This is a genomic window from Streptomyces sp. NBC_00289, from assembly GCF_041435115.1.
GTDB lineage: Bacteria > Actinomycetota > Actinomycetes > Streptomycetales > Streptomycetaceae > Streptomyces.
In genome coordinates this window covers 3,412,555-3,434,920 of sequence record NZ_CP108046.1, presented here as the reverse complement: position 1 = coordinate 3,434,920, position 22,366 = coordinate 3,412,555, and the positions used below count along the sequence as shown (strand labels likewise).

Here is a 22,366-nt window from a genome sequence, read left to right as displayed (position 1 = left end):
TTCCTGTTGCGCTCGTGGGAACCCTGAGGAGTACGAACTGTGACCACCCCCGTTGTCTCCATCGCCTACCACTCCGGCCACGGCCACACCGCCGTCCTCGCCGAGGCCGTCCGTGCCGGGGCCGCCGACGCGGGCGCCGAAGCGCACCTGATCGACGTCGCCGGCATCACCGACGAGCAGTGGGCCGCCCTCGACGGCTCCGACGCGATCGTCTTCGGCTCGCCGACCTACATGGGCACCGCTTCCGGGGCCTTCCACGTGTTCGCGGAGGCGTCCTCGAAGCGCTGGTTCGGGCAGGACTGGAAGGACAAGCTGGCCGCGGGTTTCACCAACTCGGGCTCCAAGAGCGGCGACAAGCTGCACACCCTGCAGTTCTTCCAGATCCTCGCCGGGCAGCACGGCATGCACTGGGTCAACCTGGGTCTGCACCCGGGCTGGAACAACAGCGCCGGCTCCGAGAACGACCTCAACCGCCTCGGCGTCTTCGCGGGCGCCGCCGCGCAGAGCAACGTCGACGAGGGCCCGGAGGCCGTCCACAAGGCGGATCTGGCGACGGCGGAGCACCTCGGACGCCGGGTCGCCGAGACGGCGAAGGTCTTCCTGCGGGGCAGCGCGGCGGCCTGAGCGACCGGCCCGACCGCTGCCCAGGGGCTACCCGGGCTGACCGCCGAACGGCAGCAGAAGCGGCCGACCGGAGTCCGTGCGGCCCGAGGGGCCCCTCAGGCCGCCATCAGGGCCGCCAGGGCGCGGTCCATTGCGGCGTTGAACTCTTCCGGCGTCAGCGGCAGACGGGACTTGACGTCCCGACTCCACTGGTCGGCGAGGACCTCGGCGCAGCCCGCCTCAACACCGTCGAGCGCCGCGTCGGCCAGATCCGACGGAGCGATCTTGTCCACGGGCCAGCCCGCCGCCATGTCGGTGTCGGCCAGGCCGAGGTGTACCGCTGTGACGAGCGTGCCCTGCTCGGCGAGCTCCAGGCGGACGCCGTTGGTCATGGCCCAGGCGGCGGCCTTGGTCAGGTGGTAGGCATTGGCGCCCTTGCCGCCGAACCACGACATGGCGGAGAGGACGTTGACGATCGCGCCCCCGCCGTTCCTGGCGAGCGCCGGCGCGTACTCCCGGATCATTCCCAGGTGGCCGAACATGTTGGTCTCCAGCTCGTGCCGCACCGCGTCCAGCGAACCGGTCACCAGGTCGGTCCCCGTATTGATTCCCGCGTTGTTGATGAGGAGCGAGACGTCCGGGGCGGCCTCGGCGGCGGCCCTCACGGATGCGGGATCGGCGATGTCGAGGGGCAGCACCTCGACCCCGGGCAGGTCCACGGTCTCCGGTCGGCGGGCCGTCGCGTAGACCTTACGGGCGCCCCGTTCGAGCAGGCGCTGGGCGAAGGCGCGGCCCAGGCCGCGGTTGGCTCCGGTGACAAGGGCGACGGAGTTGTTGATATCCATGGCCGGTACGCTAAAACCTGACGCTAGCGTCAGAGGCAAGTGCTGGCCGCCAGGGCCAGGGGTGAGAGGAATCACCATGACTGTCACAGTGGCCGCAGCCGAGCGGTTGATCCGCATCGGCGAGGTGGCGCGAGGTGCCGGCGTCTCAGTGCGCGCCGTGCGCTACTACGAGCAGCAAGGGCTGCTCATCCCGGAGCGCAGCCCGTCCGGCCAGCGCCTGTACCGGCAGGACGCCATCGCCCTGGTCCGCTTCTTCCAGCAGATGTTCGCGGCCGGCCTCACCAGCCGAAGGATCACCGAACTCCTGCCGTGCTGGGACGCCGGGCACACCGACGCCCAGCAACGAGCCATGCTGCGAGCCGAGCGTGAGCGCATCCAGGCCAAGATCGACGACCTGCAGGCCGCCCTGGACCAGCTCGACGAGGTCATCGCGATCACGGACACGCACCCGTAGGCGCGGTCGGCCAGACGTCTCAACAGCGATCTGACCACGCTGTCGTGGTTGGGGCGATGAGGAGTCGTTGAGGTAGGACTGTTGTCGGGCGGCCGACGCGGACGATCAGCCTGCAAGCGACGGCCCTGAGGCGGCCCAGGAGGGTTCTTAGCTCTCTGACCTGCGGTTACCTCAGTATCCGAAGTCCTGTGTCCACCACGGGCCACCCGACCCGAAGTGCACGCCGACGCCCAGCGTCTTGAAGTCGCAGTTCAGTATGTTGGCCTTGTGTCCCGGGCTGTCCATCCAGGCTTCCATCACCGCGGCCGCGTCGGCCTGGCCCCGGGCTATGTTCTCGCCGCCCAGCCCGGATATCCCGGCCTTCTCGGCCCGGTCCCAGGGAGTGGCCCCGCTCGGGTCGGTGTGGTCGAAGAAGCCCTGCGCGGCCATGGCGTCGCTGAAGTCCGTGGCCAGCTCCGACAGCGAGCTGTTGGCGGACAGCGCGCTGCAGCCGATCTTCGCCCGCTCCTCGTTGACCAGCTTGAGCACCTCGGCGCCGGCCTGGGCCTCCGCCGACACCGTCGCCGGGGCCTTGTTCTGCCCGGGAACCTTGGTGGCCGCGGCCGGAGGCGTCGTCTTCGGCTTCTTGCTCGGGGTCGTCTTCGGCTTCTTCGACGGCGTCTTGGTCGGCGCGGCCGACGAGGCCGAGACGGACGGCGTCGGTGAGGCGGTGCGTTCGGCGTCGCGGCTCGTCGACGAGCCGTCGTCGCGGCTGCCGCTGCCGCTGTCGACGCTGCCCGCGCTGCCGGACGTACCGCCCTGCTCGGTGGCGCTGTTGGTCGGCGAGTCCGCGGCCTGCACGTTCTCGCCGCTGTTGGTGTTCCCGCCGAGCTTGTAGCTGTCGAGCCCGGGCACCGCGCCGGTGGCGACGGCGACCGTGCCGAGCGCCACCGCGGCGGAGACTCCGAGCAGGCCGGTGCGGACCGGCGTCACGCCCTTGCGCTTACGGCGGTGCGACCGCCCGCGGTCCCCGCCGGGCGAGAAGCCGTCGTTCGGGAAGACCGTGGCGTAGTCGTCGTCCGTCGCGAAGAGGTAGGCGGCGCTCCTGGCGGAGGCCCCCGCGTGCACCTCGTCGGTCACGGCGTACGGCTCGGCGTACACCTCGGTGTCCGGGGCGGGGGGCTCGGTGTATCCGCCGGCGTTCAGATAGGGGGCGATGCCCATCGTGCCGCGTTCGTCCGCGTACGCGCCCCGGGGCCCCGGGACGTAGGAGCCCTCCGCGACGTGGTCGAAGTTGTACGAGTCCAGCGGATCGTGGCTGCCTGTGTACGAGCCTCGCGTCTGCGTGACCCCCGTGGTGCGGCCCGTGGCGGCGCGGCCGGCGGCGGAGCGTCGGTGGCGTCCCATGTCCTTGCCTTCCTCATCCTCGGCGGTCGACGCGTCCCCCCGGTCAACCAAACTCACGAAACTCACACGATCAAGTGAGTTTCGTATGAGATTCATTGGGTGGGGACGGTACCGCATGACGCCAGGGAGGGAAGTGTCCCGAGGGACATTGTCCGGTTAGGTTGCACCCATGAGTGAGGATGTACGGCTGGTCGCCTGGGTGCGTGGACGCGTACAGGGCGTGGGTTTCCGCTGGTTCACCCGGGCCAAGGCCCTGGAGATCGGCAGCGTGAGTGGCTTTGCTCTCAATTTGGACGACGGACGGGTCCAGGTGGTCGCCGAAGGCCCCCGGCGGGGTTGCGAAGGTCTCCTCGCCTGGCTCCAGGGAAGCGACACGCCCGGCCGCGTCGACGGTGTCACCGAGATCTGGGACACACCACGCGGCGGCTACGAGGGCTTTGCCATCCGTTGAGTCCGGTCGGGAACACACTCCGCCGGAAGCCGGAACGCACGCCGGCGATGTCCCCGCTCAGCGGGAATGGCCTGGTGGTTGCCAAGAATCGCTTGCGTCGACAGGCTCCGCACGCAAGGATGATCGCCACGCCCCCAGGGCCCGCATGCGTCGCAGCGCCGCCGGTTTCCGGCCGCGCGCCCAGGGTCGCCCGCCGATACGGGGCGTGATCGTGTTGACCGTCAAACTTTTTGGTGAGACGCTGAAAGCACCCCGCGCACCTTAGCTGTTTGGCATGGATGAACGGCAAACCCGAACTCAAAAGTGTCATTCACGGCGGGTGCGAATCCCTCACGACCCACACCGCTTCGGTCGGTCACTCAGTGTGGAGGACCATCCATCATGGCAAAGGCGCTTCTCGGTTACGTCGGCGGCTCCGACCCTCGACTCCTCGCCGAGATGCGACGGCTCCAGCAGCGTGTACAGGACCTGGAATCCGAGCTCGTACGGATCCAGGCCGAGAACGACACGCTCGCGGCTGCCGCTTCTCACGACAGGATCATGGAGAGCATCGACGCACACCAGGCGGAGCCCGCGCTCACCTGATCACTGCCTCGCTCTACGACAGCTCACGCAGTGGTTGTGCGGCCTGTCTCAACCGCTAAGTTGTCAGATTTGCAAGGGACGCCGCTCAGGCGTCCCTTCTTTCTTTCCCCCGTGCAGCCTTTCACTTCCTTAACGTCTGGTGTGCCCTTCGCGTTCATGGGTGAAACCGCGGGTTCATGGAGTGAGACATCCCCGGAAGGTAGAGTCCGGCGGCGTGCACCTCAAGGCCCTGACCCTCCGCGGGTTCAAGTCGTTCGCCTCGGCGACAACGCTCCGGTTCGAGCCGGGCATCACGTGCGTCGTGGGACCGAACGGCTCGGGCAAGTCCAACGTGGTGGACGCCCTCAGCTGGGTCATGGGCGAACAGGGCGCCAAGTCGCTGCGCGGCGGCAAGATGGAGGACGTCATCTTCGCCGGCACCACCGGCCGCCCCCCGCTGGGCCGCGCCGAGGTGTCCCTGACCATCGACAACTCCGACGGGGCCCTGCCCATCGAGTACGCCGAGGTCACCATCACGCGGATCATGTTCCGCAACGGCGGCAGCGAGTACCAGCTCAACGGCGACACCTGCCGTCTCCTCGACATCCAGGAACTCCTCTCCGACTCCGGCATCGGCCGCGAGATGCACGTCATCGTCGGCCAGGGCCAGCTGGACTCCGTGCTGCACGCCGATCCCATGGGCCGTCGCGCCTTCATCGAGGAGGCCGCCGGCGTCCTCAAGCACCGCAAGCGCAAGGAGAAGGCGCTGCGGAAGCTGGACGCGATGAAGGCCAACCTCGCGCGCGTGCAGGACCTGACCGACGAACTGCGGCGGCAGCTCAAACCCCTGGGCCGACAGGCCGCGGTCGCCCGCCGGGCCGCGGTGATCCAGGCCGACTTCCGCGACGCGCGCCTGCGGCTCCTCGCCGACGACCTGGTACGGCTGCGCGAGGCGCTCACGGCCGAGATCGCCGACGAGGCCGCTCTCAAGCAACGCAAGGAGACCGCCGAGCGCGAGCTGAAGCAGGCCGCGCAGCGCGAGGCGCTCCTGGAGGACGAGGTACGGCAGCTCACCCCGCGCCTCCAGCGCGCCCAGCAGACCTGGTACGAGCTCTCCCAGCTCGCCGAACGGGTGCGTGGCACCGTCTCGCTGGCCGACGCCCGGGTGAAGAGCGCCACCTCCGCGCCGGCCGAGGAGCGGCGCGGCCGCGACCCCGAGGACATGGAGCGCGAGGCCGCCCGGATCCGCGAGCAGGAGGCCGAACTCGAAGCGGCCCTGGAGGCCGCCGAGCGGGCGCTGGAGGACACCGTCGCCCACCGCGCCGACCTGGAACGCGAACTGACCCACGAGGAACGGCGCCTGAAGGACGTCGCCCGTGCCATCGCCGACCGGCGCGAGGGCCTGGCCCGGCTGAACGGCCAGGTCAACGCGGCCCGATCGCGCGCCGCCTCCGCCCAGGCCGAGATCGACCGGCTGGCCACCGCCCGCGACGAGGCCCGGCAGCGGGCCGTCGCCGCGCAGGAGGAGTACGAGACGCTCAAGGCCGAGGTCGACGGCCTCGACGCGGGAGACCAGGAACTCGCCGAGCGGCACGAGACGGCGAAAGAGCGGCTCGCGGAGGCGGAGGCCGCGCTGACGGCGGCCCGCGAGGCGGTCACGTCGGCGGAACGCAGGCGCGCCGCGACCCAGGCCCGCCACGAGGCCCTCGCCCTCGGCCTGCGCCGCAAGGACGGCACCGGCGCGCTGATCGGCGCGCAGGACCGGCTCACCGGCCTGCTGGGCCCGGCCGCCGGGCTGCTGACTTTGACCCCGGGACACGAGGTGGCCCTCGCCGCCGCCTTCGGCGCGGCGGCGGACGCCCTCGCGGTGACCACGCCGGCCGCCGCCGCCGACGCGATCCGCCTGCTGCGCAAGCAGGACGCGGGACGGGCGGCACTGCTGCTGAGCGGCGCCCCCGACGACGTACCGCGGGAGCCGCGGAGCGAGAGCGGACCGCCGTACGCCGCCGATCTCGTCCGTGGTCCCGCCGAGCTGATGTCCGCCGTACGACGGCTGCTGCGCGGGATCGTCGTGGTCGGCACCCTGGAGGACGCCGAGGACCTCGTGTACGCGCGGCCCGAGCTGACCGCGGTGACCGCCGAGGGCGATCTGCTGGGCGCGCACTTCGCGCACGGCGGGTCGGCCGGGGCGCCCAGTCTGCTCGAGGTGCAGGCGTCCGTGGACGAGGCCGCCGCCGAGCTCGAGGAGCTGGCCGTGCGGTGCGAGGAGCTCACCGAGGCGCAGCACGCGGCCGTCGAGCGGCGCCGCGAGTGTGCCGCGCTGGTCGAGGAACTGGGGGAGCGGCGGCGGGCCGCGGACCGCGAGAAGTCGGCCGTCGCCCAGCAGCTCGGCGGACTCGCCGGTCAGGCGCGGGGCGCGGCCGGTGAGGCCGAGCGGTCCACCGCGGCCGCGGTACGCGCCCAGGAGGCGCTCGACCGGGCCGTGGAGGAGGCCGAGGAGCTCGCCGAACGCCTCGCCGTTGCCGAGGAGTTGCCCGTCGAGGAGGAGCCCGACACGTCGGTACGGGACCGTCTCGCCGCCGACGGGGCCAACGCGCGGCAGACCGAGATGGAGGCGCGGCTCCAGGCCCGTACCCACGAGGAGCGGGTCAAGGGGCTCGCCGGACGGGCCGAGTCGCTCGACCGGGCAGCGCGTGCGGAGCGCGAGGCACGCGCGCGTGCCGAACAGCGGCGGGCCCGGCTGCGGCACGAGGCGGCCGTGGCGGAGGCCGTCGGCTCCGGCGCGCGCCAGGTGCTCGCGCATGTCGAGGTGTCGCTCGGCCGGGCGGAACGGGAGCGGGCCGCGGCCGAGGCCGCCAAGGCCCGGCGCGAGCAGGAGCTGACCGCCGCGCGCGGCGCGGGACGCGACCTCAAGGCGGAACTCGACAAGTTGACGGATTCGGTTCACCGCGGCGAGGTACTCGGTGCCGAGAAGCGGCTGCGGATCGAGCAGCTGGAGACCAAGGCGCTGGAGGAACTCGGTGTCGAACCGGCGGGGCTCGTGGCTGAGTACGGCCCCCGCCAACTGGTGCCGCCCTCGCCCCCCGCCGAGGGCGAGGAACTGCCGGAGGACCCTGAGGACCCCCGCAACCAGCCCCGGCCGTTCGTCCGGGCGGAGCAGGAGAAGCGCCTCAAGGTGGCCGAGCGCGCGTACCAGCAGCTCGGGAAGGTCAACCCGCTCGCTCTGGAGGAGTTCGCGGCGCTGGAGGAGCGTCACAAGTTCCTCAGTGAGCAGCTCGAGGACCTGAAGAAGACCCGCGCCGACCTGCTCCAGGTCATCAAGGAGGTCGACGAGCGCGTCGAGCAGGTCTTCACCGAGGCCTACCGGGACACCGCGCGGCAGTTCGAGGGCGTCTTCAGCCGGCTGTTCCCGGGCGGCGACGGACGGCTCGTGCTGACCGACCCCGACAACATGCTGACCACGGGTGTGGACGTCGAGGCGCGGCCGCCGGGCAAGAAGGTCAAGCGGCTCTCGTTGCTCTCCGGTGGTGAGCGGTCGCTGACGGCCGTCGCGCTGCTGGTGTCGATCTTCAAGGCGCGGCCCAGCCCGTTCTACGTCATGGACGAGGTCGAGGCGGCGCTCGACGACACCAACCTGCAGCGGCTGATCCGGATCATGCAGGAGCTCCAGGAAGCCTCGCAGCTGATCGTGATCACGCACCAGAAGCGCACGATGGAGGTCGCCGACGCGCTCTACGGCGTGTCCATGCAGGGCGACGGTGTGTCGAAGGTCATCTCCCAGCGCCTCCGCTAGCTACGTGTTGCCTACACGTACCCCGACCTGCACTTTGTGATGACCTTCAAGTGTTGAACATATGCGGACCACATTCGGTCCCAGGTTCACACGTTTCCCCCTATTGACTTCGAAACTTGAAGGCATAGTCTCTGCAACGTTGCTTTTACCTTCAGGTGGTGGGCGGCGGTCGTCGTGCGCCACTGGAGGGCCGACCCCCACACCGGCAGCGTTGCCGGTGGCCCGAGGAGTACACGTGACCAGCACAGCGCAGGCATCCCAGTCAGGAGCCGGGACAGCCCACCCCGAACATCTCGGGCATGTCATCTTCATCGCGGCGGCGGCCGCGATGGGCGGGTTCCTCTTCGGCTACGACAGCTCCGTGATCAACGGCGCCGTCGAGGCCATTCGCACCCGCTACGACATCGGCTCCGCGGCGCTGGCCCAGGTCATCGCCGTAGCCCTGATCGGCTGCGCCATCGGCGCCGCGACCGCCGGCCGGATAGCCGACCGCATCGGCCGTATCCGGTGCATGCAGATCTCGGCCGTCCTCTTCACGGTCAGCGCGGTCGGTTCGGCGCTGCCCTTCGCCCTGTGGGACCTCGCCTTCTGGCGGATCGTCGGCGGCTTCGCCATCGGCATGGCCTCGGTCATCGGCCCGGCCTACATCGCGGAGGTCGCCCCTCCGGCCTACCGCGGCCGTCTCGGCTCCTTCCAGCAGGCCGCGATCGTCATCGGCATCGCCGTCTCGCAGCTGGTCAACTGGGGTCTGCTGAACGCCGCCGGCGGTGACCAGCGCGGTGAGCTGATGGGCCTGGAGGCCTGGCAGGTCATGCTCGGCGTCATGGTGATCCCGGCCGTCCTCTACGGTCTGCTCTCCTTCGCGATCCCCGAGTCCCCCCGCTTCCTGATCTCCGTGGGAAAGCACGAGCGCGCCCGCGGCATCCTCGAAGAGGTCGAGGGCGGTCACATCGATCTGGACGCCCGCGTCGCCCAGATCGAGGGCGCCATGAAGCGCGAGCACAAGTCCACCTTCAAGGACCTGCTCGGCGGCTCCTTCTTCTTCAAGCCGATCGTCTGGGTCGGCATCGGCCTGTCGGTCTTCCAGCAGTTCGTCGGCATCAACGTCGCGTTCTACTACTCCTCGACGCTGTGGCAGTCGGTCGGCGTCGACCCGACGGACTCCTTCCTCTACTCCTTCACGACGTCGATCATCAACATCGTCGGCACCGTGATCGCGATGATCTTCGTGGACCGCATCGGCCGCAAGCCGCTCGCCCTGATCGGCTCCGTCGGCATGGTGATCGGCCTCGGACTGGAGGCCTGGGCCTTCTCCTACGACCTGGTCGACGGCAAGCTGCCGGCCACGCAGGGCTGGGTCGCCCTGGTCGCCGCCCACGTGTTCGTCCTCTTCTTCGCCCTGTCCTGGGGCGTGGTCGTCTGGGTCTTCCTCGGCGAGATGTTCCCGAACCGGATCCGTGCCGCCGCCCTGGGTGTGGCCGCCTCCGCACAGTGGATCGCCAACTGGGCCATCACCGCGAGCTTCCCGTCGCTGGCCGACTGGAACCTCTCCGCGACCTACGTGATCTACACGGTCTTCGCCGCGCTCTCCATCCCGTTCGTCCTGAAGTACGTCAAGGAGACGAAGGGCAAGACGCTGGAGGAGATGGGCTGAGCCTCGTCACGAGGCCGCAGGACTCGAGGAGCGGGGTCAAGTCCCCGCTGCCCGCTCCTCGACATCTGTCAGGCGTGCTGCCCCGGCTCACCCGCCGAGCCGGGGCAGCACGCCTTCGCAGAACAGCCGCAGACTGCGCCACCCCTCGTCCACCGGCATCCCGCCGGACAGCGGATGCAGGACGAGGTTGTCCAGGCCCTGGGCCACGCACGCGTCGGGCGTGAGGATCCGGTAGACGCCCTCCGCGCGCAGCTCGTCCACCGTGGTGGCCGCCGACCTCACCGCCGACCGGATGTCGCCGGACTGCCAGGAGGCGTAGGTGCGGGCCTCGTGCAGGAAGTGCTCGCCGTAGCGTGCCCAGGCCCGGTCCGGGTCCTCAGCGATGTGCAGCAGGGGGGTCTCGGCGGCGGGCATCATGGTCCAGCCCTCGGTGCCGTACTCGACGAGCCGGTCCTTGTAGTAGGCCTCCAGCTCCGGCAGGTGCGCGCTGGGGAAGAACGGCAGGCCCAGCCGGGCGGCCCGGCGGGCGGCGGCCTTCGAGGAGCCGCCGACCAGCAGCAGGGGGTGCGGGTCGGAGAACGGGCGCGGGGTGACCCGTACCGTACGGCCCCGGTACTCGAACTCCTCGCCGCTCCAGGCCTTCAGCACGGTCTCCAGCAACTCGTCCTGGAGCCTCCCGCGGCGCTTCCACTCCACGTCGAACAGCGTGTACTCCTCGGGCCGGTACCCGATCCCGGCGACCGTCACCAGCCGCCCGCCGCTGAGCAGGTCCAGCACGGCGATGTCCTCGGCCAGCCGCAGGGGGTCGTGCAGCGGGCCGATGATCGCCGAGACGGTGACCGCGATGTTCCGGGTGGCGCCGAACACCGCGCCCGCGAACGCGAACGGCGACGGCAGCCAGTTGTTGTCGACCCCGTGGTGCTCCTCGGTCTGCACGGTGGTGATCCCGTGCTCGTCCGCGTACGCGGCCATCTCCAGGGCCGCCTTGTAGCGGGCGCCGAGCGAGGCGGGGGTGGCGCCGGGCTCGACCAGGTTGAAACGTACGACCGTGACGGGCATGGGTAGTCCCCCTTCGCGGGCGGGTGGGGTTCCGGTGCAGGGGGACGGTAGCTGACGGGGCGTCAGACGGCCAGAGTGGTGACGGTCGGGGTGGGGCGGGGTGGGGCGCGGAGACGACGGGGGCGGCCTCCCGCCCGGGGCGACCCGTCCGCGTGCCGGATCCCCGCCGGCACGGCCGGCTGGCCCCCTCGCCCCGCCCGCGGCGACCCGTCCGCGTGCGGGATCCTCGCCGGTACGGCCGGCTGGCCCCCTCGCCCCGCCCGCGGCGACCCGTCCGAGCCTGACCGGGTCCGCGCGGCTGGCCCGTCCCGTTCCCCCGCCCCCGCGCGGACAACCGGGGCCCGGGCGGGAGGTCACGCCATACTGGACCTGTTATGGAAACCGTCATCCTTGTTGTAGTCATCGCCGTGGTCCTGCTCGGTGCGCTCGGGGGGCTTGTCGTCGGCAGCCGGCGCCGGAAGCCGCTGCCCCCGCCGCCTCCCACCGCGCCCGACATCACCGCCCCTCCGGCCGAGCCGCACGTCGGCGACGAGGCCGAGACGCCGCGCGACGAACCGCGCCGGACGATAGAGGAGGTGGATCTTCCGGACGGCTCGGCCCCGACGGCCGTCGAGGAGCCGCTCTCCGTCCCCGAACTCGAAGTACCGGCGATCGAGGTGCCCGAGCCCACGGCCGGACGCCTGATCCGCCTGCGGGCCCGGCTCTCCCGGTCCCAGAACGCCCTGGGCAAGGGACTGCTCACGCTCCTGTCACGCGAGCATCTCGACGAGGACACCTGGGAGGAGATCGAGGACACGCTGCTCACCGCCGACGTCGGCGTGCTGCCCACCCAGGAACTGGTCGAGGGCCTGCGCGAGCGCGTGCGGGTGCTCGGCACCCGAACCCCGGACGAGCTGCGCGCGCTGCTCCGCGACGAGCTGCTCAAGCTGATCCGCACCGATGTCGACCGCACGGTCCGGACCGAGCCCGAGACCAGCAAGCCCGGCATCGTGATGGTCGTCGGCGTCAACGGCACCGGCAAGACCACCACCACCGGCAAGCTCGCCCGGGTCCTGGTGGCCGACGGCCGCAGCGTCGTGCTCGGCGCCGCCGACACCTTCCGGGCCGCCGCCGCCGACCAGCTGCAGACCTGGGGCGAGCGGGTCGGCGCCCACACCGTGCGCGGCCCCGAGGGCGGCGACCCCGCCTCCGTCGCCTTCGACGCGGTCAAGGAGGGCAAGGAGATGGGCGCCGACGTGGTGCTCATCGACACCGCGGGCCGGCTGCACACCAAGACCGGCCTCATGGACGAGCTCGGCAAGGTCAAGCGCGTGGTCGAGAAGCACGCGCCGCTCGACGAGGTGCTGCTCGTCCTGGACGCGACGACGGGCCAGAACGGTCTGGTGCAGGCGCGCGTCTTCGCCGAGGTGGTCTCCATCACCGGCATCGTGCTCACCAAGCTGGACGGCACGGCGAAGGGCGGCATCGTGATCGCGGTCCAGCGCGAGCTGGGCGTCCCGGTCAAGCTGATCGGTCTCGGCGAGGGCGCCGACGATCTGGCGCCGTTCGAACCGGAGGCGTTCGTTGACGCCCTTATCGGCGAGTAGGACATCGGCGAACCGGGCCTCACCGGCCGAACACGCCAGAGGCGAGGAAGCGCCCGCCCCCACACACTCGGGGACGGGCGCTTCGCCGTGTACGGCGTGGGGCCTACGCGCGTGACCGGTGCGCCACGTACGCCAGCGTGCCCAGCAGCAGCCTCGCGGCCGGCGGCCTCCTCGACGAGTCCAGGGCGGGGGAGCGCAGCCAGCGCACCGGACCCAGGCCGCCGCGGTCGGAGGGCGGGGCCGTGACGGACGTACCCGGACCGAGGCCGCGCAGGTCGAGGGAGTACGGGTCGTCCCAGCCCATGCGGTAGAGCTGGTCGGACAGTTCGGCGGCGGCGCCGGGGGCGACGAAGAACTGGGCGCGGCCTTCCGGGGTCACCGTCACCGGGCCGAGGGGCAGGCCCATGCGCTCCAGCCGGACCAGCGCGCGCCGCCCGGCGGGCTCGGCAACCTCGATCACGTCGAACGCCCGCCCGACCGGCAGCATCACCGAGGCGCCGGGGACCTCCGCCCAGGTCCTGGTCACTTCGTCGAGCGTGGCCCCGGCCGGGACCCGGGGTGCGAAGTCGAGCGGGTGGGCGCCCGGCGCGGGGCAGTCCGTGTGGCCGCAGGAGCAGCTGCCCGCGGCGGCCCGCGCACCCGGGACGACGTCCCAGCCCCACAGACCGGTGAACTCGGCTACGGCGGTGCACTCCGAGGAGCGGCCGCGCCGACGCGAGCCGGAGCGGATCTCCCGAATACCGCCGATCGTGAAGTCCATGCCCCCTCCAACGGGTCCAGCGCGCCGGTGGTTACGCGACGAACCCGTTCCGTGACTTTCCGTCACTTTCCCCGGATCGCGCAGCGCTCGGACGCGCCCTGGGTGGTGCGCCCGACCGAACGCGCCCCTGAGTGCTTCGCTCCGCCGACTCTCATTCGTCCTATGTCAAGTGAATCGTGCGCGGGCGACCGGGAGTTCATTCGAAGGGGTGGCGAATGGTGGCGTTTCCGCGTTCGCCATGGCTGGACGGGTGATCGTGGGATTACTGTCAGTGCACGAGTCCGGGTGGCACATGCGCTTGTGGGTATGCCGGAGGCAAGGCGGCTTTCCGTTCGAAGGATGAGAACCGCCGGACGGACGACGGTATTTACCGGCATTCTGATAGGGCTTGGCGCACTCAGTGACAAGTGGTCTCAGGGATGGGGGCGTTCCAGTGGGCGGCAACGGCGGAAGCGGGACAGGCGCTGGAAACGCTGCGCAGGCGGACAGGCGCCCCAACGAACTGCTGACGTCCTGGTTCGTGCGCAGCGGCTGGTCCAAGGGCGAGCTGGCCCGCCAAGTCAACCGCCGGGCCCGCCAGTTGGGGGCCAACCACATCTCCACGGACACCTCCCGGGTGCGTCGCTGGCTGGACGGCGAGAACCCGCGCGAACCGATCCCCAGGATCCTGTCCGAGCTGTTCTCCGAGCGGTTCGGCTGTGTCGTCTCCGTCGAGGACCTCGGACTGCGCGCGACCCGCCCGTCGCCATCCGTGTCCGGCGTCGACCTGCCCTGGACGGGTCCGCAGACAGTGGCCCTGCTCAGCGAGTTCTCGCGCAGCGACCTGATGCTGGCCCGGCGCGGCTTCCTCGGAACCTCGCTGGTCCTGTCCGCGGGCCCGTCCCTCATCGAACCGATGCAGCGCTGGCTCGTGCCCGCACAGACGCCTCCCCGGCTCCCGGACTCGTCCGAGCACGGGTCCGCCGCGCAGCCCGACCTGGAGGTGTCGGCCGCGAGCCGCCGCGCGGGCCGGCTGTCCCGGCCCGAGCTGGAGCTGCTGGAGTCCACCACCGTGATGTTCCGCCAGTGGGACGCCCAGTGCGGCGGCGGCCTGCGCCGCAAGGCGGTCGTCGGCCAGCTGCACGAGGTGACGGACCTCCTCCAGGAGCCCCAGTCCGAGAGCACCACCCGCAAGCTCTTCAAGGTCGCCGCCGAGCTGGCGGAACTGGCCGGCTGGATGTCGTACGACGTGGGGCTTCAGCCCACCGCCCAGAAGTACTTCGTGCTCGCCCTGCACGCGGCCAAGGAGGCCGGCGACAAGCCGCTCGGCTCGTACGTCCTGTCCAGCATGAGCCGTCAGATGATCCACCTCGGGCGGCCCGACGACGCGCTGGAACTGATCCACCTCGCGCAGTACGGCAGCCGGGACTGCGCGAGTCCGCGCACCCAGTCCATGCTGTATGCGATGGAGGCGCGTGCGTACGCCAACATGGGGCAGCCCGGCAAGTGCAAGCGGGCCGTCCGGATGGCGGAGGACGTCTTCGCCGACGCCGACGACTGGGACGAGCCGGACCCCGACTGGATCCGCTTCTTCTCCGAGGCCGAGCTGTACGGCGAGAACTCCCACTCCTACCGTGACCTGGCCTACGTCGCCGGCCGCAGCCCCACCTACGCTTCCCTGGCCGAGCCCCTCATGCAGCGGGCGGTGGACCTCTTCGCCAAGGACGACGAACACCAGCGGTCGTACGCCCTGAACCTGGTCGGCATGGCGACCGTCCATCTGCTGCAACGCGAGCCCGAGCGGAGCACCGTACTCGCGGCGCGGGCCATGCACATCGCCAAGAAAGTGCGGTCGGAGCGTGTCAACACCCGCATCCGGAAAACGGTCGACACGGCCGTACGCGATTTCGGAGACCTCGCCGAGGTCGTGGACCTGACCGACAAGCTCGCGGCAGAGCTGCCGGAGACCGCCGAAGCGGTCTGATCTCCCCTGAGCTCCGGCCGCGGCCGGCCCTCCCGAACTGCCCGACTCGGCTCCCCCGTGCCAGGTCATCGGAAGGCCGCCCGCGGCCGGTTTACGTCCCATCCCGAAGGTTGCGCCACGATAACGATCCACTCGACGAACATCAGGCAGTTCATCGACGCGTAACGCACAGGATGCCTTCGTCACGGCGGCGAAACATCGAGGGGCTTCCACCGAAACGGCGCTGCGTCAATCTCATGGCGCATAACCGGCCCACCCCTCAATTCCGCTCAGGCTTCGCCCGCACGGGGCCGTACCAATGACGAGGAGACGCCGATGGCCCCAGCCATCCAGCTAGCCGCAGAGGCACCCAAGCTCTCTGCCGCCAACACGGGCTTCATGCTCATCTGCTCCGCCCTGGTCCTGATCATGACCCCGGGTCTCGCCTTCTTCTACGGAGGCATGGTCCGCGTCAAGAGCACGCTCAACATGCTGATGATGAGCTTCATCAGTATCGGGATCGTCACCATCCTCTGGGTGCTGTACGGCTTCTCCCTGGCTTTCGGCACGGACTCCGGTGGGTTCATCGGCTGGACGTCCGACTGGGTGGGCCTCAGCAACATCGGCCTCACGGACCTGTGGCCCGGATACACCATCCCGATCTTCGTCTTCATGGTCTTCCAGATGATGTTCGCCATCATCACGCCCGCCCTGATCAGCGGTGCCCTCGCGGACCGTGTGAAGTTCACGGCGTGGGCGCTGTTCGTCGCCCTGTGGGCCACGGTCGTCTACTTCCCGGTCGCGCACTGGGTCTGGGGCGCCGGAGGCTGGGCCTTCGAGCTCGGTGTGATCGACTTCGCCGGTGGTACGGCGGTCCACATCAACGCGGGTGCCGCGGCGCTCGGCGTGATCCTGGTCATCGGCAAGCGGGTCGGCTTCAAGAGGGACCCGATGCGCCCGCACAGCCTCCCGCTGGTCATGCTCGGTGCCGGTCTGCTGTGGTTCGGCTGGTTCGGATTCAACGCCGGTTCCTGGCTCGGCAACGACGACGGCGTCGGCGCGCTGATGTTCGTCAACACGCAGGTCGCCACCGCCGCAGCCATGCTCGCCTGGCTCATCTACGAGAAGATCCGGCACGGCACGTTCACCACGCTGGGCGCCGCCTCCGGTGCCGTGGCAGGCCTGGTCGCCATCACCCCGTCGGGTGGTGCGGTCTCCCCGCTCGGCGCGATCGCCGTCGGCGCCATCGCCGGTCTGCTGTGCGCCATGGCCGTCGGCCTCAAGTACAAGTTCGGCTACGACGACTCCCTGGACGTCGTCGGCGTTCACCTGGTCGGCGGAGTCGTCGGCTCCCTGTTGATCGGCCTCTTCGCCAGCGGCAAGGGCCAGTCCACCGTCGAGGGTCTCTTCTACGGCGGCGGTCTGACCCAGTTCTGGAAGCAGTGCGCCGGTGTCTTCGCGGTCCTCGCCTACTCGCTGGTCGCCTCCGCGATCCTCGCGTTCCTGATCGACAAGACGATCGGTATGCGGGTCTCCGAGGACGACGAGGTGGCCGGTATCGACCAGGCCGAGCACGCCGAGACCGCATACGACTTCAGCGGCGCCGGCGGCGGCGCCGCCCGGACCGCGGGCCCCGCCCCGGTCGCCGACGCCGCGAGCAAGAAGGTGGACGCATGAAGCTCATCACCGCCGTCGTGAAGCCCCACCGGCTCGACGAGATCAAGGAGGCCCTCCAGGCCTTCGGGGTCCACGGCCTGACGGTCACCGAGGCGAGCGGCTACGGTCGTCAGCGGGGTCACACCGAGGTCTACCGCGGTGCCGAGTACACGGTCGACCTGGTCCCCAAGATCCGCATCGAGGTGCTGGCCGAGGACGACGACGCGGAGCAGCTGATCGACGTCATCGTCAAGGCGGCCCGGACCGGCAAGATCGGTGATGGCAAGGTCTGGTCCCTGCCGGTCGAGACGGCCGTCCGGGTCCGGACCGGCGAGCGCGGCCCGGACGCGCTCTAAAGACCGGACGCGCAACAGAAGAACGACAGGAGTCGCTGGGTGACGAGTACGCACGTGAGCAAGGAAGCAGAGGACTCGGGACCCAGCGGCTACGCGGCGGCCCGGCTGCGTCTCCTCACCGAGGAGGCGCGGTCCGGGCCGCCGCGCCGTGCCGCCCTCAGCGAACTGACCGACGACTGGCTCTCCGGCCTCTTCGAGGCGGCCGCCCCCGGACTGCGCGGAGCGTCCCTCGTCGCCGTCGGCGGCTACGGCCGCGGCGAGCTCTCCCCGCGCAGCGACCTGGACCTGCTCCTGCTGCACGACGGCAGCGACTCCGCCGCGGTCGCCGCCCTGGCCGACCGCCTCTGGTACCCCGTCTGGGACCTCGGTCTCGCCCTCGACCACTCGGTCCGCACCCCGGCCGAGGCCCGCAAAACGGCCGGCGAGGACCTCAAGGTCCAGCTCGGTCTGCTCGACGCCCGCCACCTCGCCGGCGACCTCGGCCTCACCGCCGGACTGCGCACCGCCGTCCTCGCCGACTGGCGCAACCAGGCCCCCCGGCGCCTGCCCGAACTCCACGAACTGTGCACCGAGCGCGCCGAGCGCCAGGGCGAGCTCCAGTACCTCCTGGAGCCCGACCTCAAGGAGGCCCGCGGTGGCCTGCGCGACGCCACCGCCCTGCGCGCCGTCGCCGCCTCCTGGCTGGCCGACGCCCCGCGCGAGGGCCTCGACGACGCCCGGCGCCGACTGCTCGACGTCCGGGACGCGCTGCACCTGACAACCGGGCGCGCGACCGACCGGCTCGCCCTCCAGGAGCAGGACCAGGTGGCCGCCGAGCTCGGCCTCCTCGACGCCGACACACTCCTGCGCCAGGTCTACGAGGCGGCCCGGGTCATCTCCTACGCGAGCGACGTCACCTGGCGCGAGGTGGAGCGCGTGCTGCGCTCACGCGCCGTACGGCCGCGGCTGCGCGCCATGCTCGGCGGCGGCAAGCCGGTCGCCGAGCGCTCCCCACTGGCCGAAGGCGTGGTGGAGCAGGACGGCGAGGTGGTGCTCGCCCGCGCCGCGCGCCCCGAACGCGACCCCGTGCTCCCGCTGCGCGCCGCGGCCGCCGCCGCGCAGGCCGGCCTCCCGCTGTCCCTGCACGCCGTACGGCGCCTCGCGGCCACCGTGCGCCCGCTGCCCACGCCCTGGCCCGCCGAGGCCCGCGAACAGCTCGTCACCCTGCTCGGCTCCGGCAGCCCCACCATCGAGGTGTGGGAGGCGCTGGAGGCCGAGGGCCTGATCACCCAGCTGCTGCCCGACTGGGAGCGGGTGCGCTGTCGCCCGCAGCGCAACGCCGTCCACATCTGGACCGTCGACCGGCACCTCATCGAGACCGCCGTCCGCGCCTCCGAGTTCGCCCGCCGCGTCAGCCGCCCCGACCTCCTCCTGGTCGCCGCGCTGCTGCACGACATCGGCAAGGGCTGGCCCGGCGACCACTCGGTGGCCGGCGAGATCATCGCGAAGGACGTGGCCGCGCGCATCGGCTTCGACCGCGCGGACGTGGCCGTCCTGGCCACCCTCGTACGCCATCACCTGCTGCTCGTCGAGACGGCCACCCGGCGTGACCTGGAGGACCCGGCCACCGTGCGCTCGGTCGCCGAGGCCGTCGGCAGCCAGGGCACCCTGGAGTTGCTGCACGCGCTGACCGAGGCGGACGCCCTGGCCACCGGACCGGCCGCCTGGTCGACCTGGCGCGGCTCCCTCGTCGCAGACCTGGTGAAACGGGTCGCCGCGGTCCTCGCCGGGGACGCCCCCGAGGAGCCCGAGGCCCTCGCGCCCACCGCCGAGCAGGAACGTCTCGCCATCGAGGCGGTCGCCACCGGCAGCCCGGTGCTGGCGCTGCGCGCCCAGACCGAGCCGCCGCCCACCGAGGAGCAGCCGTCCGGTGATCCCGAGCCGCTCGGCGTGGAACTGCTCATCGCCGTACCGGACCAGGCGGGTGTGCTGCCCGCGGTGGCCGGCGTCCTCGCCATGCACCGCCTGACCGTGCGCACCGCGGAGCTGCGCGCCCTGGACCTTCCCGACGGCGTCGAAGGCTCCGTCCTGCTGCTGAACTGGCGGGTCGCCGCCGAGTACGGGTCCCTGCCCCAGGCGGCCCGGCTGCGCGCCGATCTGGTCCGGGCGCTGGACGGCTCGCTGGACATCGCGGGCCGCCTCGCCGAGCGGGACGCCGCCTACCCCCGTCGCCGGGGTGTCGTGGCGCCTCCGCCGCGGGTGACGGTCGCCCCGGCCGCCTCACGGCTCGCGACGGTGATCGAGGTCCGCGCGCACGACGCTCCCGGCCTGCTGCACCGGATCGGGCGGGCCCTGGAGGACGCGAAGGTGCGGGTGCGCAGCATGCACGTGTCGACGCTCGGGGCCAACGCCGTGGACGCCTTCTACGTGACCGGCCCGGAAGGGACGCCGCTGCCGGGCGAGGAGGCGGCCTCCCTGACGCGGAAGCTGGAGGAGACGCTGCGGGGATGATCCCGCCGCCTGCCCGGCGTTCGGTGCCGTGCCCGCGCCGCTCGTCGAATCCGGCAGGCGGGGGCGATTGTCCTGCGCGGCCGGATACCCTGGAAGACGCTCACACTGCCCCCGACTCCGAGGACCGACGCCGCCGTGTTCGATACTCTCTCCGATCGCCTCTCAGCGACCTTCAAGAACCTGCGCGGCAAGGGGCGCCTGAGCGAGGCGGACATCGACGCCACGGCGCGCGAGATCCGTATCGCGCTCCTCGAAGCGGACGTGGCGCTCCCCGTGGTACGTACGTTCATCAAGAACGTCAAGGAACGCGCCCTCGGGGCCGACGTCTCGCGGGCCCTGAACCCCGCCCAGCAGGTCCTGAAGATCGTCAACGAGGAACTCGTCACGATCCTCGGCGGCGAGACCCGGCGTCTGCGTTTCGCCAAGCAGCCGCCCACCGTGATCATGCTCGCGGGTCTGCAGGGTGCCGGTAAGACGACCCTCGCGGGCAAGCTCGGCCGGTGGCTGAAGGACCAGGGGCACTCGCCCCTGCTGGTCGCCGCCGACCTCCAGCGCCCGAACGCCGTCAACCAGCTCAGCGTCGTCGCCGAGCGCGCGGGCGTCTCCGTGTACGCGCCCGAGCCGGGCAACGGTGTCGGCGACCCGGTCAAGGTCGCCAAGGACTCCATCGAGTACGCGAAGTCCAAGGTCCACGACATCGTGATCGTGGACACCGCCGGCCGCCTCGGTATCGACCAGGAGCTGATGCGGCAGGCCGCGGACATCCGCGACGCGGTCAGCCCCGACGAGATCCTGTTCGTCGTCGACGCCATGATCGGCCAGGACGCGGTGAACACGGCCGAGTCCTTCCGCGACGGCGTCGGCTTCGACGGTGTCGTGCTGTCGAAGCTCGACGGTGACGCCCGCGGTGGCGCGGCCCTGTCGATCGCCTCGGTCACCGGCAAGCCGATCATGTTCGCTTCGAACGGCGAGAAGCTCGAGGACTTCGACGCCTTCCACCCCGACCGGATGGCCTCCCGCATTCTCGACATGGGTGACCTGCTCACCCTGATCGAGCAGGCGGAGAAGACGTTCAGTCAGGAAGAGGCCGAGAAGATGGCCTCCAAGCTGGCGTCCAAGAAGGGCCAGGACTTCACCCTGGACGACTTCCTGGCCCAGATGGAACAGGTCCGGAAGATGGGCAGCATCAGCAAGCTGCTCGGCATGCTCCCGGGCATGGGCCAGATCAAGGACCAGATCGCCAACCTCGACGAGCGGGACGTCGACCGCACGGCCGCGATCATCAAGTCGATGACCCCGGCCGAGCGCCACGAGCCGACGATCATCAACGGCTCGCGTCGCGCCCGTATCGCCAAGGGCTCCGGTGTCGAGGTCAGCGCCGTGAAGGGCCTGGTCGAGCGGTTCTTCGAGGCCCGCAAGATGATGTCCCGGATGGCCCAGGGCGGCGGGATGCCGGGCATGCCGGGGATGCCGGGCATGGGCGGCGGCCCCGGCCGGCAGAAGAAGCAGCAGAAGCAGGCCAAGGGCAAGCAGCGCTCCGGCAACCCGATGAAGCGCAAGCAGCAGGAGCAGGAGGAGGCCGCGCGCCGCGCCGCCGCGGCGCAGAGCGGCGGCGCCCTCGGTGTGCCGGGCCAGCAGGCCCCTCAGGACTTCGAACTGCCGGACGAGTTCAAGAAGTTCATGGGCTGACGACGCCGGTGCTGTCGGTGCCGGTGCTCACGGTGCCGGCGCTCACGGCACTCGCGCGATGAGGTACCGGAACACGTTCGGCATCCACACGGTCCGGTCCCGCCGCCGGTACGGATGCAGTGCCTCCGTCAGCTCCTTGTCGACCTGCGCCGAATCCGTCGCGGCGATCGCCGCGTCGAACAGTCCGGTCGACAGCAGCCCGCGTACGGCGCTGGTGACGTCCGCGTAGCCGAAGGGGCAGGCGACCCGGCCCGAGCCGTCCAACGTGAGCCCGGCCCGCTGGGCGACCTCCTCCAGGTCGTCGCGCAGCGCCGGGCGCCAACTGACGTCGCCGCGCGGCGGATCCGTCGGCTTCCTGGCGACGCGCAGCACGGCCGACGTGGCGCACCGCTCCGGCGGACCCCAGCCCACCAGCACCACCGGAGCCCCGTGCGCGGCGAGCGGCGTCGCGGCGGCCAGCAGTGCGCCCAGGCCCGCCGAGTCGCCCGCGAGGCACCCGATGGGCTCGAAGGCGGTCACCAGGCTGTACGCGGGCGTCGTGGCGTCCGCCGCGTCCTCGGGTGAGCCGTCGACCAGCCGGGTGTCGCCGCGCACCTGCCCGCCGGGCGGGTCCGGGAGCAGCCGTTGCCGTGCCAGCGCCAGCCGTTCCGGGGCGGCGGGCTCGACTCCGGTGACCGCGGCGCCTCTCGAGGCGGCCATCAGCAGGGCGAGCCCGGAACCGCAGCCGAGGCCGAGCAGGCGCGTACGAGGGCCCACTTCCAGTCGCTCGTAGACGGCCTCGTAGAGCGGCACCAGCATCCGTTCCTGGATCTCCGACCAGTCACGCGCGCGTGCACTCCGGTCCACGCGGGACGCGGGTCCCGTGGGGGACAGGTGCTGCCGCACGAGCGTAGGTGACATAGAAAAGCGCCCCAATCCGCCGAGTGTCGTTGTCTCTGTGCCCGATTCCGTGGCCCCCGTGACATGCGTTCGCAGTCCCCCCGTATGTCAGGTAACTCCGCACTCGACCCCGCGTCCAGGGGTTGTCGGGCCCGGCTTGTGGTGTGCTCGCGCATGTGGCGAGATTTCACATCCCGGC

Annotated in this window: 17 protein-coding genes; 12 read left to right on the top strand and 5 right to left on the bottom strand. The window is 71.1% G+C overall.

From position 1 onward, the window contains the following. The first annotated feature begins 39 nt into the window (after positions 1-39). Positions 40-624 (top strand): flavodoxin family protein, encoded by a 585-nt coding sequence (locus tag OG985_RS15590; RefSeq protein ID WP_371668935.1) that lies wholly within the window; start codon positions 40-42, stop codon positions 622-624. Positions 625-719: 95 nt separating this feature from the next. Here OG985_RS15590 and OG985_RS15585 read toward each other — a convergent pair whose 3' ends face one another. Then, positions 720-1,448 (bottom strand): SDR family oxidoreductase, encoded by a 729-nt coding sequence (locus tag OG985_RS15585; RefSeq protein ID WP_371668934.1) that lies wholly within the window; start codon positions 1,446-1,448, stop codon positions 720-722. Positions 1,449-1,524: 76 nt separating this feature from the next. On the opposite strand from OG985_RS15585, the gene OG985_RS15580 reads away from it, so the two are divergent. Continuing rightward, positions 1,525-1,902 (top strand): MerR family transcriptional regulator, encoded by a 378-nt coding sequence (locus OG985_RS15580; protein ID WP_371668933.1) that lies wholly within the window; start codon positions 1,525-1,527, stop codon positions 1,900-1,902. A gap of 171 nt (positions 1,903-2,073) precedes the next feature. On the opposite strand, the gene OG985_RS15575 is transcribed toward OG985_RS15580, so the two are convergent. Next, a complete protein-coding gene (locus OG985_RS15575; protein WP_371668932.1) occupies positions 2,074-3,288 on the bottom strand; it encodes a CAP domain-containing protein in 1,215 nt (404 codons plus the stop codon). 169 nt (positions 3,289-3,457) lie between these two features. Here OG985_RS15575 and OG985_RS15570 point away from each other — a divergent pair, with 169 nt between their 5' ends. The 4 genes from OG985_RS15570 to OG985_RS15555 all read left to right on the top strand — a co-directional run bounded on the left by OG985_RS15570 (position 3,458) and on the right by OG985_RS15555 (position 9,750). Then, on the top strand, positions 3,458-3,739 hold the full coding sequence (locus OG985_RS15570; RefSeq protein WP_371668931.1) for an acylphosphatase: 282 nt from the start codon (positions 3,458-3,460) through the stop codon (positions 3,737-3,739). Between the two features lie 381 nt (positions 3,740-4,120). Further along, positions 4,121-4,324 (top strand): hypothetical protein, encoded by a 204-nt coding sequence (locus tag OG985_RS15565; RefSeq protein WP_053747983.1) that lies wholly within the window; start codon positions 4,121-4,123, stop codon positions 4,322-4,324. 214 nt (positions 4,325-4,538) lie between these two features. After that, positions 4,539-8,096 (top strand): chromosome segregation protein SMC, encoded by a 3,558-nt coding sequence (smc, locus tag OG985_RS15560; RefSeq protein WP_371668930.1) that lies wholly within the window; start codon positions 4,539-4,541, stop codon positions 8,094-8,096. A 235-nt stretch (positions 8,097-8,331) separates the two neighbouring features. Further along, on the top strand, positions 8,332-9,750 hold the full coding sequence (locus tag OG985_RS15555; RefSeq protein ID WP_371668929.1) for a sugar porter family MFS transporter: 1,419 nt from the start codon (positions 8,332-8,334) through the stop codon (positions 9,748-9,750). An 87-nt stretch (positions 9,751-9,837) separates the two neighbouring features. Here the strand turns inward: OG985_RS15555 and OG985_RS15550 are convergent, their stop codons facing one another. Continuing rightward, entirely contained in the window at positions 9,838-10,809 is a 972-nt protein-coding gene (locus OG985_RS15550; RefSeq protein ID WP_371668928.1) for an LLM class flavin-dependent oxidoreductase, read from the bottom strand. 374 nt (positions 10,810-11,183) lie between these two features. On the opposite strand from OG985_RS15550, the gene ftsY reads away from it, so the two are divergent. Continuing rightward, a complete protein-coding gene (gene ftsY / locus OG985_RS15545; protein ID WP_371668927.1) occupies positions 11,184-12,395 on the top strand; it encodes a signal recognition particle-docking protein FtsY in 1,212 nt (403 codons plus the stop codon). A gap of 103 nt (positions 12,396-12,498) precedes the next feature. On the opposite strand, the gene OG985_RS15540 is transcribed toward ftsY, so the two are convergent. Then, a complete protein-coding gene (locus tag OG985_RS15540; protein WP_371668926.1) occupies positions 12,499-13,155 on the bottom strand; it encodes a bifunctional DNA primase/polymerase in 657 nt (218 codons plus the stop codon). A 433-nt stretch (positions 13,156-13,588) separates the two neighbouring features. On the opposite strand from OG985_RS15540, the gene OG985_RS15535 reads away from it, so the two are divergent. The 5 genes from OG985_RS15535 to ffh all read left to right on the top strand — a co-directional run bounded on the left by OG985_RS15535 (position 13,589) and on the right by ffh (position 21,288). Then, positions 13,589-15,118 carry a hypothetical protein gene (locus OG985_RS15535; protein WP_371668925.1) on the top strand — a complete coding sequence of 510 codons (1,530 nt, stop codon included), beginning with the start codon at positions 13,589-13,591 and terminating at the stop codon, positions 15,116-15,118. Between the two features lie 315 nt (positions 15,119-15,433). Beyond that, on the top strand, positions 15,434-16,774 hold the full coding sequence (locus OG985_RS15530; protein ID WP_371668924.1) for an ammonium transporter: 1,341 nt from the start codon (positions 15,434-15,436) through the stop codon (positions 16,772-16,774). After that, positions 16,771-17,109, top strand: coding sequence for a P-II family nitrogen regulator (locus OG985_RS15525; RefSeq protein WP_003997576.1), 339 nt, complete (start codon positions 16,771-16,773; stop codon positions 17,107-17,109). Before OG985_RS15530 ends, OG985_RS15525 begins: the two co-directional genes overlap by 4 nt. A 39-nt stretch (positions 17,110-17,148) precedes the next feature. Beyond that, entirely contained in the window at positions 17,149-19,599 is a 2,451-nt protein-coding gene (locus tag OG985_RS15520; RefSeq protein WP_371668923.1) for a [protein-PII] uridylyltransferase, read from the top strand. Positions 19,600-19,734: 135 nt separating this feature from the next. Next, the gene (ffh, locus tag OG985_RS15515) at positions 19,735-21,288 is read left to right on the top strand and encodes a signal recognition particle protein (RefSeq protein WP_371668922.1); all 1,554 of its coding nucleotides are present in this window, start codon (positions 19,735-19,737) and stop codon (positions 21,286-21,288) included. Positions 21,289-21,330: 42 nt separating this feature from the next. Here the strand turns inward: ffh and OG985_RS15510 are convergent, their stop codons facing one another. Next, the gene (locus OG985_RS15510; protein WP_371668921.1) at positions 21,331-22,188 is read right to left on the bottom strand and encodes an SAM-dependent methyltransferase; all 858 of its coding nucleotides are present in this window, start codon (positions 22,186-22,188) and stop codon (positions 21,331-21,333) included. Between the last annotated feature and the right edge of the window lie 178 nt (positions 22,189-22,366).

Bases quoted from the DNA above. Each gene is read 5' to 3' on its own strand.
- OG985_RS15585 (WP_371668934.1), bottom strand. From the start codon at position 1,448: ATGGATATCAACAACTCCGTCGCCCTTGTCACCGGAGCCAACCGCGGC.
- OG985_RS15580 (WP_371668933.1), top strand. From the start codon at position 1,525: ATGACTGTCACAGTGGCCGCAGCCGAGCGGTTGATCCGCATCGGCGAG.
- OG985_RS15575 (WP_371668932.1), bottom strand. From the start codon at position 3,288: ATGGGACGCCACCGACGCTCCGCCGCCGGCCGCGCCGCCACGGGCCGC.
- OG985_RS15570 (WP_371668931.1), top strand. From the start codon at position 3,458: ATGAGTGAGGATGTACGGCTGGTCGCCTGGGTGCGTGGACGCGTACAG.
- OG985_RS15565 (WP_053747983.1), top strand. From the start codon at position 4,121: ATGGCAAAGGCGCTTCTCGGTTACGTCGGCGGCTCCGACCCTCGACTC.
- OG985_RS15550 (WP_371668928.1), bottom strand. From the start codon at position 10,809: ATGCCCGTCACGGTCGTACGTTTCAACCTGGTCGAGCCCGGCGCCACC.
- ftsY (WP_371668927.1), top strand. From the start codon at position 11,184: ATGGAAACCGTCATCCTTGTTGTAGTCATCGCCGTGGTCCTGCTCGGT.
- OG985_RS15540 (WP_371668926.1), bottom strand. From the start codon at position 13,155: ATGGACTTCACGATCGGCGGTATTCGGGAGATCCGCTCCGGCTCGCGT.
- OG985_RS15530 (WP_371668924.1), top strand. From the start codon at position 15,434: ATGGCCCCAGCCATCCAGCTAGCCGCAGAGGCACCCAAGCTCTCTGCC.
- OG985_RS15525 (WP_003997576.1), top strand. From the start codon at position 16,771: ATGAAGCTCATCACCGCCGTCGTGAAGCCCCACCGGCTCGACGAGATC.
- OG985_RS15510 (WP_371668921.1), bottom strand. From the start codon at position 22,188: ATGTCACCTACGCTCGTGCGGCAGCACCTGTCCCCCACGGGACCCGCG.